Source organism: Streptomyces sp. NPDC059008 (assembly GCF_042749045.1).
In the GTDB taxonomy this organism is placed as follows: Bacteria; Actinomycetota; Actinomycetes; order Streptomycetales; family Streptomycetaceae; genus Streptomyces.
This window is the reverse complement of sequence record NZ_JBHYJC010000053.1, coordinates 16,777-32,503: the sequence shown is the minus strand read 5'-3', so window position 1 is coordinate 32,503 and position 15,727 is coordinate 16,777. Positions and strand designations below refer to the sequence as shown.

At 69.2% G+C, this 15,727-nt stretch carries 14 protein-coding genes; 4 read left to right on the top strand and 10 right to left on the bottom strand.

Features of this window, described 5'->3' with window-relative positions:
• The first annotated feature begins 204 nt into the window (after positions 1–204).
• The gene (locus ACFWZH_RS34695) at positions 205–1,518 is read left to right on the top strand and encodes a PTS transporter subunit EIIC (protein WP_384440691.1); all 1,314 of its coding nucleotides are present in this window, start codon (positions 205–207) and stop codon (positions 1,516–1,518) included.
• A 276-nt stretch (positions 1,519–1,794) separates the two neighbouring features.
• Positions 1,795–3,066, top strand: a complete 1,272-nt coding sequence (locus ACFWZH_RS34690) for a PTS transporter subunit EIIC (protein WP_384440688.1) — start codon at positions 1,795–1,797, stop codon at positions 3,064–3,066.
• A gap of 285 nt (positions 3,067–3,351) precedes the next feature.
• On the opposite strand, the gene ACFWZH_RS34685 is transcribed toward ACFWZH_RS34690, so the two are convergent.
• From ACFWZH_RS34685 to clpS, 8 genes are all read right to left on the bottom strand, one after another.
• Complete coding sequence (locus ACFWZH_RS34685; protein ID WP_384440685.1) at positions 3,352–4,104, bottom strand: MBL fold metallo-hydrolase; 753 nt, start codon at positions 4,102–4,104, stop codon at positions 3,352–3,354.
• Positions 4,105–4,509: 405 nt separating this feature from the next.
• The gene (locus tag ACFWZH_RS34680; protein ID WP_384440682.1) at positions 4,510–5,460 is read right to left on the bottom strand and encodes a PLP-dependent cysteine synthase family protein; all 951 of its coding nucleotides are present in this window, start codon (positions 5,458–5,460) and stop codon (positions 4,510–4,512) included.
• A gap of 1 nt (position 5,461) precedes the next feature.
• Positions 5,462–5,767, bottom strand: a complete 306-nt coding sequence (locus ACFWZH_RS34675; RefSeq protein ID WP_384440679.1) for a MoaD/ThiS family protein — start codon at positions 5,765–5,767, stop codon at positions 5,462–5,464.
• A gap of 132 nt (positions 5,768–5,899) precedes the next feature.
• A complete protein-coding gene (locus ACFWZH_RS34670; protein ID WP_384440676.1) occupies positions 5,900–6,073 on the bottom strand; it encodes a putative leader peptide in 174 nt (57 codons plus the stop codon).
• A gap of 165 nt (positions 6,074–6,238) precedes the next feature.
• Complete coding sequence (locus ACFWZH_RS34665; RefSeq protein ID WP_384440673.1) at positions 6,239–6,664, bottom strand: Mov34/MPN/PAD-1 family protein; 426 nt, start codon at positions 6,662–6,664, stop codon at positions 6,239–6,241.
• A 104-nt stretch (positions 6,665–6,768) separates the two neighbouring features.
• A complete protein-coding gene (locus ACFWZH_RS34660; protein WP_384440670.1) occupies positions 6,769–8,220 on the bottom strand; it encodes an amino acid permease in 1,452 nt (483 codons plus the stop codon).
• A 585-nt stretch (positions 8,221–8,805) separates the two neighbouring features.
• Positions 8,806–9,399, bottom strand: coding sequence for a DUF2017 domain-containing protein (locus ACFWZH_RS34655; protein ID WP_384440667.1), 594 nt, complete (start codon positions 9,397–9,399; stop codon positions 8,806–8,808).
• The gene (gene clpS / locus ACFWZH_RS34650; protein ID WP_384440664.1) at positions 9,396–9,749 is read right to left on the bottom strand and encodes an ATP-dependent Clp protease adapter ClpS; all 354 of its coding nucleotides are present in this window, start codon (positions 9,747–9,749) and stop codon (positions 9,396–9,398) included. The genes ACFWZH_RS34655 and clpS overlap by 4 nt, the downstream gene beginning before the upstream one ends.
• A 245-nt stretch (positions 9,750–9,994) precedes the next feature.
• Here clpS and ACFWZH_RS34645 point away from each other — a divergent pair, with 245 nt between their 5' ends.
• Positions 9,995–11,335 carry a nicotinate phosphoribosyltransferase gene (locus tag ACFWZH_RS34645; protein ID WP_384440661.1) on the top strand — a complete coding sequence of 447 codons (1,341 nt, stop codon included), beginning with the start codon at positions 9,995–9,997 and terminating at the stop codon, positions 11,333–11,335.
• A 437-nt stretch (positions 11,336–11,772) separates the two neighbouring features.
• The gene (locus ACFWZH_RS34640; protein WP_384440658.1) at positions 11,773–12,375 is read left to right on the top strand and encodes an isochorismatase family protein; all 603 of its coding nucleotides are present in this window, start codon (positions 11,773–11,775) and stop codon (positions 12,373–12,375) included.
• Between the two features lie 244 nt (positions 12,376–12,619).
• On the opposite strand, the gene ACFWZH_RS34635 is transcribed toward ACFWZH_RS34640, so the two are convergent.
• Positions 12,620–13,006 carry a hypothetical protein gene (locus tag ACFWZH_RS34635; protein WP_384440736.1) on the bottom strand — a complete coding sequence of 129 codons (387 nt, stop codon included), beginning with the start codon at positions 13,004–13,006 and terminating at the stop codon, positions 12,620–12,622.
• Between the two features lie 123 nt (positions 13,007–13,129).
• Positions 13,130–15,520, bottom strand: coding sequence for an immune inhibitor A domain-containing protein (locus ACFWZH_RS34630; RefSeq protein WP_384440655.1), 2,391 nt, complete (start codon positions 15,518–15,520; stop codon positions 13,130–13,132).
• Between the last annotated feature and the right edge of the window lie 207 nt (positions 15,521–15,727).

Sequence of the window (15,727 nt, the reverse complement as noted above, 5' to 3'; positions counted from 1 at the left end):
GTTTTCCCCCCGTAACCCCCGTTCGGCCCACCATTGCGGGCGTTTGCCCGCTTACTGGCGAACTAGGGCCCACAGGGAGGGCTCACACCGCGGGCCGCACCGCACGCCCGGAAGGGCGTCCGGTGCGCACCAAGTGGTCTACACCATCAGTATGCGGCAAGCGCCGGGGCGGTTGCCGACGGGCCGAGTGCCGGGAGGAGTCAGATGAGCGCGAACGCGGCGGCTCCGGCACCGGGGAGGAGCTGGGGGGCGAACCTCTTCCAGGGACTGCAGAAGATGGGGCGCAGTCTGCAGCTGCCGATTGCCGTCCTGCCCGCCGCGGGCATCCTCAACCGTCTGGGCCAGCCGGATGTGTTCGGCAAGGACGGGCTGGGCTGGGACGCGGTCGGCACGGTGTTCGCGGCGGCCGGCGGGGCGCTGCTGGACTCGGGGCTGGGGCTGCCGCTGCTGTTCTGCGTCGGCGTGGCGATCGGCATGGCGAAGAAGTCGGACGGTTCCACGGCGCTGGCCGCGGTGACCGGCTTCCTCGTCTACTTCTCGGTGCTGCACGCGTTCCCGGCGGGCTGCGCCGCGGGCCAGACGTACTCCCAGGCGGGTCTGTGGAGCGGGGTGTGCGTGGATTCCGGGGCGACGGTGACACAGGCCGCGTTCCAGAACCCGGGGGTCTTCGGCGGCATCGTCATGGGCTTCGCGTCCGCCTTCTTCTGGATGCGCCTGCACCGGGTGAAGCTGGTGGACTGGCTGGGGTTCTTCAACGGCCGCCGGCTGGTCCCGATCGTCATGGCGTTCATCGGCCTGGTGTTCGCGGTGGCGTGCCTGTTCGTCTGGCCGCCGATCGGTGATGCGCTGACCGGTTTCAGCGAGTGGCTTTCGGACCTGGGGTCGTGGGGTGCGGGCCTCTTCGGCGTCGCCAACCGCGCGCTGCTGGTGGTGGGCCTGCACCAGTTCCTGAACACCTTCGTCTGGTTCCAGTTCGGCAGTTTCACCAAGCCGGACGGCACGGTCGTCCACGGCGACATCAACCGGTTCATGGCGGGCGACCCGAGTGCGGGGCAGTTCACCACGGGATTCTTCCCGATCATGATGTTCGCGCTGCCGGCGGCGGCCCTGGCGATCGCGCACTGCGCCCACCGGCATCGCCGCAAGGAGATCGCGGGCATGATGCTCTCGGTCGGCCTGACGTCGTTCGTGACGGGCGTGACCGAGCCCATCGAGTACGCGTTCATGTTCGTCGCGCCGGCGCTGTACGTACTGCACGCCGTGCTGACGGGTGTGTCGATGGCGGTGAGCTGGGCCCTGGGGGTGCACGACAGCTTCAGCTTCTCGGCGGGGCTGATCGACTACGTCATCAACTGGGGGCTGGCGACCAAGCCCTGGCTGCTCATTCTCATCGGCCTGTGTTTCGCGGCGGTCTACTACGCCGTCTTCCGCTTTGTGATCACGAAATTCGATCTGCCGACGCCGGGACGCGAACCGGATGAGATCGGCGATGCGATGGAGCGGGAGAACATCAAGTAAGGCCTCCGCGACCCCGACGGATTCCCGGCCCGCTTTCCCGCCGGTGACGGCCCTACTGCGTCCCACCTGGCCTTCTGTACCGCGCCCTGCGGCCCTTGAGCGGCCCGGCTCGGGGGGCGGTCGCCATGTGGTCCACACCACTTGGAAGAATGGATTCCTTTGCGCCGGGGCTCCGTGCTAAGAATGGTCTAAACCACCGGTGGTGTAGACCAAGGTGTAGACCAACGAGCGGGCCGTCCCCCCTTTTCGAGCGCCCGCCTCTCCAGGAGGAATCCGATGAGTTCGGCCACCGCCACGGCGGCCCCCGAGAAGAAGGGCCGCGGCTCCAACGCCATGGCAGTGGCCCAGCGCATCGGCCGCAGCCTCATGCTGCCGATCGCCACGCTGCCCGCGGCCGCGCTGATGGTCCGCCTGGGCCAGCCCGACCTGCTCGGCCGGGAGTCGCTCCCCGACTTCCTCAACAAGCTCGCCGAGTTCATGGCGGCGGGCGGCGGCGCACTCCTGGACAACATGCCGCTGCTGTTCGCGGTGGGCATCGCCATCGGCTTCGCCAAGAAGGCGGACGGCTCCACCGGACTGGCCGCCGTCGTCGGCTACCTGGTCTTCAGCAAGGTGCTGGCGACGTTCTCGGACGACAGCCTCGCCAAGGTCGACAAGGTGGTCGACGGGAAGATCGTCCAGGTCGCCCAGCCCGCGGACGCCAAGGTCCTCGGCGGCGTGGTGATGGGCATCGTGGTCGCCCTGCTCTACCAGCGCTACAGCCGCAAGCGGCTCCCCGACTGGCTGGGCTTCTTCAGCGGCCGCCGCCTGGTCCCGATCCTGGCGTCCTTCGCGGGTCTGCTGATCGGCATCGTCTTCGGCTACGTCTGGCCGGTCCTCGGCGCCGGACTGCACAACTTCGGCGAGTGGCTGGTCGGCTCCGGCGCCGTCGGCGCGGGCATCTTCGGCGTCGCCAACCGCGGTCTGATCGCGGTCGGCATGCACCACCTGCTGAACTCCTTCCCCTGGTTCCAGGCCGGCGACTACGAGGGCAAGCACGGCGACATCGCCCGCTTCCTCGCCGGCGACCCGAGCGCCGGCCAGTTCATGACCGGCTTCTTCCCGATCATGATGTTCGCCCTCCCGGCCGCCTGCCTGGCGATCACCCACTGCGCCCGCCCCGAGCGCCGCAAGGCCGTCGGCGGCATGATGTTCTCCCTCGCGCTCACCGCCTTCGTCACCGGCGTCACCGAGCCCATCGAGTTCACCTTCATGTTCATCGCCCCGGTGCTCTACGCGATCCACGCGGTGCTGACCGGTGTCTCGATGGCGCTGACCTGGGCGCTGGGCATGAAGGACGGCTTCGGGTTCTCCGCCGGCGCCATCGACTACGTGCTCAACCTGGGCATCGCGACCAAACCGCTGATGCTGGCGCTGGTGGGCCTGTGCTTCGCCGTCGTCTACTACGTGGTCTTCCGCTTCGCCATCACCAAGTTCAACATCCCCACACCGGGCCGCGAGTCCGACGAGGAGATCGCCGAGCTGGAGAAGGCCCAGTTCAAGGCCTGAGCATCCCGGCACGAGACGGGGTAAGGGCCCCGGAACCAGTCGGTTCCGGGGCCCTTACGCCGTTGTTTCGCAGCTCTCACGGACCCCACACACGGCAGCTCTCGCGGCCCCCGCACACAGCAGCTCTCGCGGCCCCCGCACACGGCGGCTCTCGCCGACCCCGCATCGCGGGAATACCGCCCCGGCCCCACCCGTTGTGGCCCCGCAGGGGGCCCTCGCATCCCCTAGGGAATGCGTTCGCACGCCCCCTAATGCCCCCGGCTAACGGCCCCCGGCGCCCGCCGCTCAGATCTCGTACACCGCTCCCGCCTTGGCGACCTCGACCGGACCGTCGTAGACCTTCTGCGCGTCACGGATGTTGATGTCCGGGTCGGTCCACGGCGGGATGTGGGTCAGCACCAGCCGGCCGGCGCCCGCCCGCCGCGCGTGCTCACCGGCCTCCCGACCGTTGAGGTGCAGGTCGGGGATGTCTTCCTTGCCGTAGGTGAAGGACGCCTCGCACAGGAAGAAGTCGGTCCCGGACGCCAGGGCGTCCAGCGCGTCGCAGGGGCCGGTGTCACCCGAGTACGTCAGGGAGCTGCCGTCGTGCTCGATACGGAAGCCGAACGCCTCCACCGGGTGGCTGACCCGCTCCGTACGGACCGTGAACGGCCCGACGGTGAAGGTGCCCGGTTCCAGCGTGCGGAATTCGAAGACCTCGCTCATCGCGCCGTCGTGCGGAAGGTCGGCGTGTGCGACGGTCAGCCGGCGCTCGGTGCCGGCCGGCCCGTAGACCGGCATCGGCGCGCACCGCCCACCGTCCGGGCGGTAGTAGCGCACCACGAAGTATCCGCACAGGTCGATGCAGTGATCGGCGTGCAGATGCGACAGGACCACGGCGTCGAGGTCGTAGAGGCCGGAGTGGCGCTGCAGCTCGCCGAGGGCGCCGTTGCCCATGTCGAGGAGCAGCCTGAAGCCGTCGGCCTCCAGGAGGTAGCTCGAGCAGGCCGATTCCATGGAAGGGAACGACCCCGAGCATCCGACGACGGTGAGCTTCATACGGGCGTGAACCTCCGTGGGCGGGGGCGGTATGGGAGCCTCCCCTGCTCGAACGCCATTGAGAGCTCGGGGAAAGGGTCCATGCGGGGGTCCCGGCGGCCTTACCTGGTCGGTGCCGGGTCCTTGAGCGGTCTGTGCGGTGCCCCGAGCGTAAGGCGCAAAAGGTCGCGTGGCTCCTCCAGCGGGGCGAGCTGTGGGCGGAATCACCAGTCCGGGCTGACGGCCCGTACGCCCGTACGCAGGGGGCCGCCGCCGTGTCCCGCGCCGCACCGCGACCCTCGTGGCCGATCACCCCGGCGCCGCGCCGCCGGGAAAAGCCCGCCGCCGCGGCGATCGGCCGCGGCGGCGAGGGTCCGGGAGGCCCCGGGCAGGGTCGGCACCGGCCGCACCGCGGCCTTCGGGGGCCTACGCCCAGAGCTGGCCCTGGAGGGTGGCGATGGCCGCCTCCGTCGACTCGGCGGTGTACACGCCGGTGGAGAGGTACTTCCAGCCGCCGTCGGCGACGATGAAGACGATGTCGGCGCTGCGGCCCGCCTTGACCGCCTTCTTGCCGACGCCGATCGCGGCGTGCAGCGCCGCACCCGTGGAGATGCCCGCGAAGACGCCTTCCTGCGCGAGGAGTTCGCGGGTACGGCGGACCGCGTCCTCGGAGCCGACCGAGAAGCGGGTGGTGAGCACGGACTCGTCGTAGAGCTCGGGGATGAAGCCCTCGTCGAGGTTGCGCAGGCCGTAGACCACGTCGTCGTAGCGCGGCTCGGCGGCGACGATCTGCACGCCGGGCACCTGCTCGCGCAGATAGCGGCCGACGCCCATCAGGGTGCCGGTCGTGCCCAGCCCCGCGACGAAGTGGGTGATCGAGGGCAGGTCGGCGAGGATCTCGGGGCCGGTGGTGGCGTAGTGCGCACCGGCGTTGTCGGGGTTGCCGTACTGGTAGAGCATCACCCAGTCGGGGTGCTCGGCGGCGAGTTCCTTGGCCACCCGGACGGCGGTGTTGGAGCCGCCGGCCGCGGGCGAGGAGATGATCTCGGCGCCCCACATGGCGAGCAGCTCGCGCCGCTCGGAGGAGGTGTTCTCCGGCATGACGCACACCATGCGGTAGCCCTTGAGCTTGGCCGCCATGGCGAGCGAGATGCCGGTGTTGCCGGAGGTCGGCTCCAGGATGGTGCAGCCGTGGGTCAGCCGGCCGTCCTTCTCGGCCTGCTCGATCATGTGCAGGGCCGGGCGGTCCTTGACCGAACCCGTGGGGTTGCGGTCCTCCAGCTTCGCCCAGATGCGGACGTCCTCGGAGGGCGAGAGGCGCGGGAGGCGGACGAGAGGGGTGTTCCCGACCGCCGCCAGCGGAGAGTCGTACCGCACGTCAGGCCCACCCGGCGGAGCCGGACATCAGACCCGAGCCGCCGGCCACGGCCGGCAGGATCGTGACGCTGTCGCCGTCGGCCAGCTTGGTGGAGATGCCTTCCAGGAAGCGGACGTCCTCGTCGTTGAGGTAGACGTTCACGAAGCGGCGGAGCTGCTCGCCGTCGACGAGGCGGTCGCGGATACCGGCGTGCCGGCTCTCCAGGTCCTGGAAGAGGTCGGCGAGGGTGTCTCCGCTGCCCTCGACGGCCTTCTGACCGTCGGTGTAGGTGCGCAGGATGGTCGGGATTCGGACCTCGATGGCCATGAGGAGTGCTCCTGTGGGAGTGGGTGCGGGGGCAGGTGCGGTACGTCCCGTCGCACGGCGGCAGGCGTGCCGGGTGGCGGGGCGAGTGCTTCGGTGCCGGTGGCGCGCGCCGCGCGCCTGATGCGGGCCGGGTCAGACGGCGGCGCAGCGCGGACACATGGCGCTGGACAGGCGGCACAGATCGACGTGCAGCCGTGCGGCTCCGCAGCCGAACGCGCCCAGCAGGGCGGATGCGGAGCGACGCGTGGCGAGCGGAGCGTGCAGCAGCATGCCCGTCCTCTTCTCGCTCACGTCGTGGTCAACCATGCGGTCATCGTATCGATTCCCGGTCCGGGTATTGGAACCTCGTCCCATGATGCGGACGTTCGGTGTACACCAGTTGGGACGCGATCTTGGATGCGGCCCGGGGGCGCCGCCGCGGGGCGCGTCCGGAGCAGGTCCGCAGCGCGCCCGGAGCACGCCCGGAGCGCCTCAGGAGTACGCCGGGACGACCTCGACCTCCTCCTCGGTGACCTCGCCGTCGACGATCCGGAAGGAGCGGAACTGGAAGGGCCCGGCGTCGTCGGTGTCGGCGGTGGAGACCAGCACGTAGTGGGCGCCTGGCTCGTTGGCGTAGGAGATGTCGGTGCGCGAGGGGTAGGCCTCGGTGGCGGTGTGCGAGTGGTAGATGATCACCGGGTCCTCGTCCCGGTCGTCCATCTCGCGGTAGAGCTTGAGCAGGTCCGAGGAGTCGAACTCGTAGAACGTGGGAGAGCGGGCGGCGTTCAGCATGGGGACGAACCGCTCGGGGCGGCCGGTGCCGGCCGGCCCCGCGACCACGCCGCAGGCCTCGTCGGGGTGGTCCTGGCGGGCGTGCTCGACGATCTGGTCGTAGAGGGCCTTGGTGAGGGTCAGCATGGCGCCAAGAATAGACAGCGGGCCCGCGCGTACCGAAGAGTGGTACGCACGGGCCCGCATGCTGGACAGTCCGGGGATTCACCCCGTTCGTCCGGGATGGCGCCTCAGTTCTTGGCGTCCTGCCCGGCCGATACGGCCTCCGGCCCGCCCGCAGCGTCCCGCCGCTTGATGGCGAGGTAGCCGACGCCCAGGATGAGCGCCCACACGGGAGCCGCGTAGAGCGAGATCCGGGCGTCCTTGTCGACGCCCATCATCACGATCACCATGCCGATGAAGGCCAGCGCGAAGAGCGAGGTGTACGGGGCGCCTGGGGCCTTGAAGTCGGACTGCGGCAGCTCGCCGCGGTTCGCCTTGGCGCGGTAGCGCAGCTGTGAGGCCAGGATGACGATCCAGGCCCACATGCCGGAGATCGTGGCGAAGGAGACGACGTAGTTGAACGCCTCGCCCGGCCACTGGTAGTTGATCCACACGCCGAACAGCATCATGCCGACCGAGACGCCGGTGCCCCAGGTGGGCAGCCCGTTCTTGCTCAGCTTGGTGAAGAGCTTCGGGCCCTGGCCGTTGAGCGCGAGGTCGCGGAGCATCCGGCCGGTGGAGTACATGCCGGAGTTGGCCGAGGAGAGCGCGGCGGTCAGCACGACGAAGTTGACGATGCCGGCGCCGGCCGGCAGGCCGATCTCCTGGAAGGCGCGGACGAACGGGCTGACACCCGGCTCGAAGACCGTCCAGCTGACGACGGACAGGATGATGATCAGCGCACCGATGTAGAAGAGGCCGATCCGCCAGGGCACGGTGTTGATGGCCTGGGGCAGGACCTTCTTCGGGTTGGTCGCCTCGCCCGCGGTGACGCCGACGAGCTCGACGGCGAGGAAGGCGAACATCACGATCTGCAGCGTCATCAGCGTGCCGCCGATGCCCTTGGGGAAGAACCCGCCGTCGGACCACAGGTTGGTGAAGGAGGCGGTGTCACCGGCGTCGGAGAAACCGAGCAGGATCACGCCGAGGCCGATCAGGATCATGCCGATGATCGCGGTGACCTTGACCATCGAGAACCAGAATTCCAGCTCACCGAAGATCTTCACGGAGATCAGGTTGATACCGAAGAGCGCGCACGTGAAGACGAGCGCCGATACCCATTGCGGTATGCCCTCGTTCCAGTACTGCACATACGTGGCGGCCGCGGTCACTTCCGTGATGCCGGTGACCACCCAGAACAGCCAGTACGTCCAGCCGGTCACGAAGCCGATGAACGGGCCGAGGAATTCCCGGCCGTACTCCGAGAACGAGCCGGAGACGGGCCGGTACATGAGCAGTTCGCCCAGGGCCCGCATGATGAAGAAGATGACCAGACCCACGATGGCGTAGGCGAGGATGATGCTCGGCCCGGCTTTCGAGATCGCCTTTCCGGCTCCCAGAAAGAGGCCGGTGCCGATGGCGCCGCCAATGGCGATCATCTGGATCTGACGGTTTCCCAGCCCCCGCTGATAGCCCTCTTCAGGGGCGTTTCCAGCTGCCTCGTTGCCGTCGTGCTGCTTGTCGACCTGCACAGAGGTCATGAATGGTGTGCCTTTCTCCATACCGACCCGGTCTGTCCGGATCGGGTCCCGATCCCCCCGGATGGAGTTCCTGCACGCCGACGGTCGGCCGGCACAGCGCTCCCGCAGCGACAGGGGTGGTGTCACTTACGGCAGGTCGTGAACATTTATCACGCAACTTCGTTGATCGCCTAGGGATGCCGCGCACCACAAGGCCAGCAGAACGGGACGAACGCCGCAGAAACCTACAGGATGTCCGGGTTGGTGTGATGCGATCGTTATCCGGATTTGAGCATCCGCTGAGCGAACACCGTACGGGCGCCCCGCGCCGGCATCCGGGCGGTACGTCCCGGTGTGCCGGAATCTGATCCGCCGGTTCGACTCCTCACCGACGGCTCGACCCCTCGCCGTCGACGCGGCCGCTCATCGTCGGCTCGGCCCGCCCACCGTCGGCTCAGCCGCGCACCTTGGACTCAGCCGCACATCGCCGAGTCGGCCGCACACCGTCGGCTCAACCACACACCGCCGAGTCGGCCGCACACCGTCGCCTCAACCACACACCGTCGACTCAGCCACACACCGTCGACTCAGCCACACACCGTCGGCTCAACCCATCAGCGACTCGACGAGGGTCTCCTGGAGACCGCCGAGCCAGAGATAGGCCATCACCATCGGCTTGCGCGGATCGCTGTCCGGCAGGCGCAGCAGCTCGCCGCCGTCGTCCTCGTCGGTGACCTCCAGGCGGGTGCCGATGGCCAGTCTGAGGTCGTTGAGGGCGCCCAGCCACTGCCGGCACTCGTCGGGCTTCAGCCGCAGCACGGCGTCTCCCCCGGCCGGCGACAGCGTGTCCAGCCCGCGGATCAGCGCCAGGGCGTCCTCCCGCTTGCGCGAGCGCAGGTCGTTCTCGGTGTAGCGGCGGAACTCGGCGGAGGCGGCACGCACGTCGTCATCGGGGACGAGGTCGGGACCGCCGTAGGCGTCGGGGAAGAGACGGGCCAGCACCGGGTCGGCGGGCGGCTCGCTGGGGCCGTCGTTGAAGATCGACGCCAGCAGGTCCTCGTCCTCGCCTCCGGAGGGCTGCTCACCCGGCCCGATCAGCTCCATCAGCTGGACGGCCAGGCTGCGCAGGATGGAGATCTCGACCTCGTCGAGGGGGACGGCGGCGCCGCCGTCGGGCAGTGGCTCGAAGTGCCCGGTCATCGGCGGTCCTGCTGCAGGGTCGCCCACAGGCCGTAGCCGTGCATGGCCTGCACATCCCGTTCCATTTCCTCACGGCTGCCGCTGGAGACCACCGCGCGGCCCTTGTGGTGGACGTCGAGCATCAGTTGGTGCGCCTTGTCCTTCGAGTAGCCGAAGTACGTCTGGAAGACATAGGAGACGTAGCTCATGAGGTTGACGGGGTCGTTGTGGACGATCGTGACCCACGGGACGTCGGGTTCGGTGACCTCGAAGGGGGCCTCGCTCGACTCGGGACGCTCGATCTCGACCGGGACGCTGAGCGTGCAGCGATACGGCCGGAGCGTGATCGTGGGGGACGGGTGGGCGCTCACAGGCCCCATGCTGCCACCCGGGGGCGGGCGGTGCACAAACGCCCCTCGGGGCGCGCCGCGTCGGCGCGTTGCGCGCACCCGCTCCAGGGAGTGACGCGCACCCGCCCCGCGGCTGACCCACACCCACCCCGGGAGGTGGCGCACACGCGCCCTCGGGGGGTAACCCAAAGGCGCCCCGGGGAATAAGCGGAGGCCCCCATCTCACTATCGTCAAAGTGACGAGTAATGGGGGTAGCATCTTCTGCATGAACACAGCAGACCTGGGGCTGCCGGTGGCCGTGCCGTCGACTGCGCTCTTCACCGACCAGTACGAACTCACCATGCTGCAGGCCGCGTTGCGGTCCGGCACCGCGGACCGTCGGTCGGTCTTCGAGGTCTTCACCCGCCGACTGCCCGAGGGCCGCCGCTACGGCGTGGTGGCCGGCACCGGCCGGGTGCTGGACGCGGTGGAGAACTTCCGCTTCGACGAGACGATCCTCGGCTTTCTGCGCGAGCGCGGCATCCTCGACGAGCCGACCCTCCAGTGGCTGACCGACTTCCGTTTCCGCGGCGACATCTGGGGCTATCCGGAGGGCGAGGTCTACTTCCCCGGCTCCCCCATCCTGCGGGTCGAGGGCACCTTCGCCGAGGCGGTCCTCCTGGAGACGGTGATCCTCTCGATCCTCAACCACGACTCCGCGGTGGCCGCGGCCGCCTCCCGGATGTCGGTGGCGGCCGGCGAGCGCCCGCTGATGGAGATGGGCGCCCGCCGCACCCACGAGCTCGCGGCCGTGGCCGCGTCCCGCGCGGCCTACGTCGGCGGCTTCCACGCCACCTCCGACCTGGCGGCCGGCTTCCGCTACAACATCCCCACCGTCGGCACCAGCGCCCACGCCTTCACCCTGCTGCACGACACCGAACGGGACGCCTTCACCGCGCAGGTCGACACCCTCGGCAGCGGCACGACCCTGCTCGTGGACACCTTCGACGTCACCGAGGCGGTGCGCGCCGCCGTGGAGGTGGCCGGCCCCGGCCTCGGCGCCGTACGGATCGACTCCGGCGATCTGCTGCTGATCGCCCACCGGGTGCGCCAGCAGCTGGACGAGCTGGGCGCCGAGAAGACCAAGATCGTGGTGACCAGCGACCTGGACGAGTACGCCATCGCCTCACTGGCCGCCGCCCCGGTGGACGCGTACGGCGTCGGCACCCAGCTGGTGACCGGCAGCGGGCACCCGACCTGCTCGATGGTCTACAAGCTGGTCGCCCGCGCCGACAGCAACGAGCCGGGCGCCCCGCTGCGGCCGGTCGCGAAGAAGTCGATGGGCGCCAAGACCTCGATGGGCGGCCGCAAGTGGGCCGCCCGCCGGCTCGACGAGGACAGCGTGGCGTCGGCCGAGGTCGTCGGCACCGGGCCGGTCCCGGCGGAGCTGGAGGACCAGCAGCTGCAGATCCCGCTGGTGAGCGCCGGCATGGTGGTGGCCCGCGAGCCGCTGGACGCCGCCCGCGACCGGCACATCGCCGCCCGCGCCGGGCTGCCGCTGTCGGCGACCCAGCTGTCTCGGGGGGAAGCGGTCATTCCCACCGAGTACACGACCGAGTACGTCTAGGACCAACAGGCGAGTACATGTAGAGCCAACAGGCCGCCCGGTACCTGTACGACCACCAGGCTGCGCGGTATCTGTACGGCCACCAGGCTGCTGGGCACCCGTGGGGCCACCAGGCCGCCGGGTACGTGCTGGACCGCCAGGCCGCCAGCGCAGAACGCGGTTACGGGGGGGGGTGGCAGGGGTGGCATGACAGGGGTTACGCGGGTGCGCCTGGGGCGACTTCGCCTTGACGCCGCGACGCCTCCTCCTTAATCCGGCAACGATTACAGAGAGTGACTGGTTCCCTTGAATTTATCACACGATGTAACGCGAAGGGAGGGTGCGGGCAGGGGGACGAGTTCGGTCATCCACTCCCGCAATCACCCTCAAGTGGCTACCCTCGGTCACACCATCACTTCGCGCCCCTCCCCCCAACTCCCAGCCGGAAGGCACGCACCATGCATCGGGCACTGATCGTCGTTGACGTGCAGAACGACTTCTGCGAGGGCGGCAGCCTCGCGGTGGCGGGAGGTGCGGATGTCGCGGCGGCCATCACCGACCTGATCGGCCAGGCGGCAGGCGGCGGCTACCGCCACGTCGTGGCCACCCGGGACCACCACATAGACCCGGGTGATCACTTCTCCGACCACCCCGACTTCGAGCACTCCTGGCCGCCGCACTGCGTCGCCGGCACCGAAGGCAGCAGCTTCCACCCCAATTTCGCCCCGGCCCTCGCTTCCGGCGCGATCGACGCGGTCTTCGACAAGGGCGCCTACGAGGCCGCGTACAGCGGCTTCGAGGGGACGGACGAGGACGGCACCCCGCTCGCGGAATGGCTGCGCGAGCGGGACGTCACCGAGGTCGACGTGGTCGGTATCGCCACCGACCACTGCGTACGGGCCACCGCCCTCGACGCGCTGCGGGCCGGGCTGCGCACCCATGTCCTGCTGGACCTGACGGCCGGCGTCCTCGCGCACACCACCGAGCGGGCCATCGAGGAGCTGCGGGCCGCGGGCGCCGAGCTGACCGGCAAGCCGGTCGTCGCCGACCAGCAGGCGTAGGCAGCAGGCGTAGGCGTAGGCGGTACGCAGTGAGCAGTGAGCAGTAGGCAGTGAGCAGTAGGCAGTGAGCAGTAAGCGGTAGGCGGCACCGATTCGGCAGTGACCAGCCGGCCTGACCGGTAGGCAGTGACCAGCCGGCATGACCGATGGGCGGTGACCGGTAGGTAGTGGCCGGTAGGCAGTGGCCGGTGGGTCCGATGCCGCGGGCCGAGGGGGAGACCTCGGTCCGCGGCGGCCGCGGTCCTTACGCGGCCCGCTCGCCGCCCGTCGGCCCGGTGGCCGAGGGGGGCGGTGCCGGGGCGGCACGGGGGCGCCACAGGGCCCGTATGGGGTGCCAGGACTCCGTGTCGTCGCCCGGGGTCTCGCGCCAGACCAGGCCGTCGGGGTGGTGGAGCACGGCCGTGATCTCGTCCGGGGTGGGCGGCTCGGTGTTGCCGCGGAGGTAGACGGCACGCAGACCGAGGTTGCGCAGCCTGGTCAGGGCGCGCTGGCGGTTCACGGCATGGACCAGGACCCGGACCCGGCACCCGCACTCGTACGGGCCGGACCGCGCCCCGTGGGGCGGTCTGGGCAGCGACAGGGCGACCACCACGCTTCCGCCGGGAAGCCTGATGAAGCCGCCACCGGACATGGACATATCTCCCCCGTGAGACTCGGCGTCAACAAGGAACTGCAGGACGCATCTAAACGCGAATCGGCCGCCGCCCGCTAGTGGGCAACGGCCGATTCGGCTCTGACCTGCTACTTTTATCTTTTACTTACCTGCGCGGCTCACCTGAACCGTCACCGTGGAGCCATCACTGGCCTCCTTGGTGATCTTGATCCGGGTGTTGGTGTCAGGAACGATCACACCGCCGGTCGGGTTCGCCTTGTCGTAGTAGACGCCGTGCCGGTCGTCGAAGAGCGTCACCCCGCGCTTGGACTTGATCGTGACCGGCTTGCCGTCCTTGTGGAGGGTGAGCGCGTCGGTCCGGTAGCGGGTGAAGGTCGAGTCGTAGGACTGGAAGCGGTTGCGCATCAGCTTGCCGTCGGCCCAGCGCTCGGCCTTGGGGTGGGCGTCGACCGGGAGGATCTGGCCGTAGCCGGGGTGCTGGCCGACGTTGTTGTCGGGCTGCGAGGTGTCCCACAGCCAGATCAGCACGCCGTTCTGGTACGGGAAGTGCTCCACCCAGCCCGGCTTGTCGGTGGTCCAGCCGAAGTTGTACGGGCCGACCTTGAGGGTCTTGTCGTACGACACGTACTGCCGGTTCTCGGCGATGTAGTACTGCGGGTAGTCCTTGGTGAAGGACGCGCCGATCCGCGAGAAGCCCTTGCTGGTCCAGCCGTTGTCGTCACCCTCGGCGTCGTCGCTGAACAGCGGCTTGCCGTCGGCGACGACGCCGATGGCGTCGGCCGCGAAGCCCTTCTGGGCCGCGCCGCCGTCGGTCTGGTAGCGGAAGCGCAGGTCGATCTTCTTGCCCGCGTAGGCGTCGAGCGGGTAGACGAGGTCCTGGTAGGCGGTGACGGTGCCGGTCAGTGCGGGCTTGTCGCTGCCGTCGCGCGGGATGGCCTTGCCGCCCGCGGTGCCGTCCAGGGCCGTCCAGTTGGCGCCGCCGTCGGTGGAGACCTCGGCGTAGAGGTAGTCGTAGTCCTTCTCGATGTCCCACCAGCCCTTGAGCGTCAGCGACGCCTTGGCCTTACCGGTGAGGTCCACCGGCCGGGACAGGGTGTTCTTCAGGTCGTTGCCCATGTCGCTCCACCACTGCTTGGAGCCTTCCGCGGGCGCGACGATGTCGGTCTTGACCGCCTTGGCGGGCAGTTCGACGACCACCGCCTGCTTGTCCTTGGTGTTGTACTCGGCGACGCCCAGCTTGTGGGTGGACTTGGTGGCGGCCTTCGCCTTGCCGTAGTTGAGCCAGCCCAGCTGCAGCTTGTCCCAGGCGCTCATGTCGCCGGGCAGGTCGCCGATGGAGTCCTTGCCGGTGCCGAGCCAGGAGCCGGCCGACATCAGCGACCAGAAGTCCACCGAGGACTCGCCGGTGCCGGTGGTGTCGTACTCGTCCGGCAGGCCCAGGTCGTGGCCGTACTCGTGGGCGAAGACGCCGAGTCCGCCGTTCTCCGGCTGCATGGTGTAGTCGCCGACCCAGATGCCGGTGTCGGCGATCTGGGTACCGCCGGCCTTGTTGCCCTCGGGGCCGGTCTTGCCGGCGTCGGTGCCGTACGCGTACCAGCGGTGCGCCCAGATGGCGTTGGTCTTCTGGACGCCGCCGCCGGCGGACTCGTCCTCGCCGGCGTGCACGATCTGGAAGTGGTCGAGGTAGCCGTCGGGCTCGTTGAAGTTGCCGTCGCCGTCGTGGTCGTAGCGGTCCCACTGGTCGTACTTGGCGAGGTCGGTCTTGATCTGGGCGTCGGTGCGGCCGGCCGCCTTCTGGTTCTTCGCCCACTGGTTGACGCCGTCGCGGATCAGGTCCCAGGCGCTGGCGCAGTTGGTCTGGCCGCAGTAGTTGGAGCCGTAGCGGGCCTCGTTGTAGTCGACCTTGACCCAGTCGGAGACCTCGCCGTCGACGGAGTAGCGGCCCGAGGACTGCTTCTCGTAGTACTTGGCGAGCGACTGCTTCTTCTTGTCGTGCGAGAAGTACAGGTCCTGGAAGTGCTGCTGGTCGTAGTCCTTCTGCCAGGCCGTGCTGTTGTCCTTGGCACGGTCCGGCTCGGCTATCTGGTTGTGCGCGGGGCCCGGGTCGCCGCCGTACTTCTTCACCGGGGGCTTGGGGCCGTCGCCGTCCGGGTCGAACATCGTGGTGTCGTCGACCTTGTCGCCGAAGTCCACGAGGATGGTGAAGATCTTGTCGGTCTTCTCCCGGGCCAGCTCGACGTACTTGCTCCTGCCGAGCTTGACGACCTGGGAGCCGTTGCGCTCGGTGGCCTCGGCCTCGCCGGAGATGACCTGCTGCAGTGCTTCCTTGCGCGCGGCCTCCTGCTTGTCGCTGAACGGCCCCTTGAGGTCGTGGTCCACGGTCCGCTCCGGCGCCGGGTCATGGCGCTTGGCGACGGACGACGGCCCCTGGGGGTCGGCGGTGGCCACCCCCGACGACAGAGCGGCCGCCCCGATCACGGCGATCGCCGTGGCCAGAGCGGCCGGTCTGAACACCTTTCTGTGGTCTCTCACTTCGCGCTGTCCTCCCCTAGACGCGGTCGTTGTTTGGAGGGCATTCGACCGGAAGTACGGGGGAAAAGACAGGTCTTGACTTGGCCACGTCAGGCCATTACGTTAACCGGTTCACGTGTGGCGGCTATCGGACACGGCCGATGACGGCGTACGGACGGGCAGAGGCCGGGCGTATATGCCCGACGGACATGCGCCCCCACCCCGAAC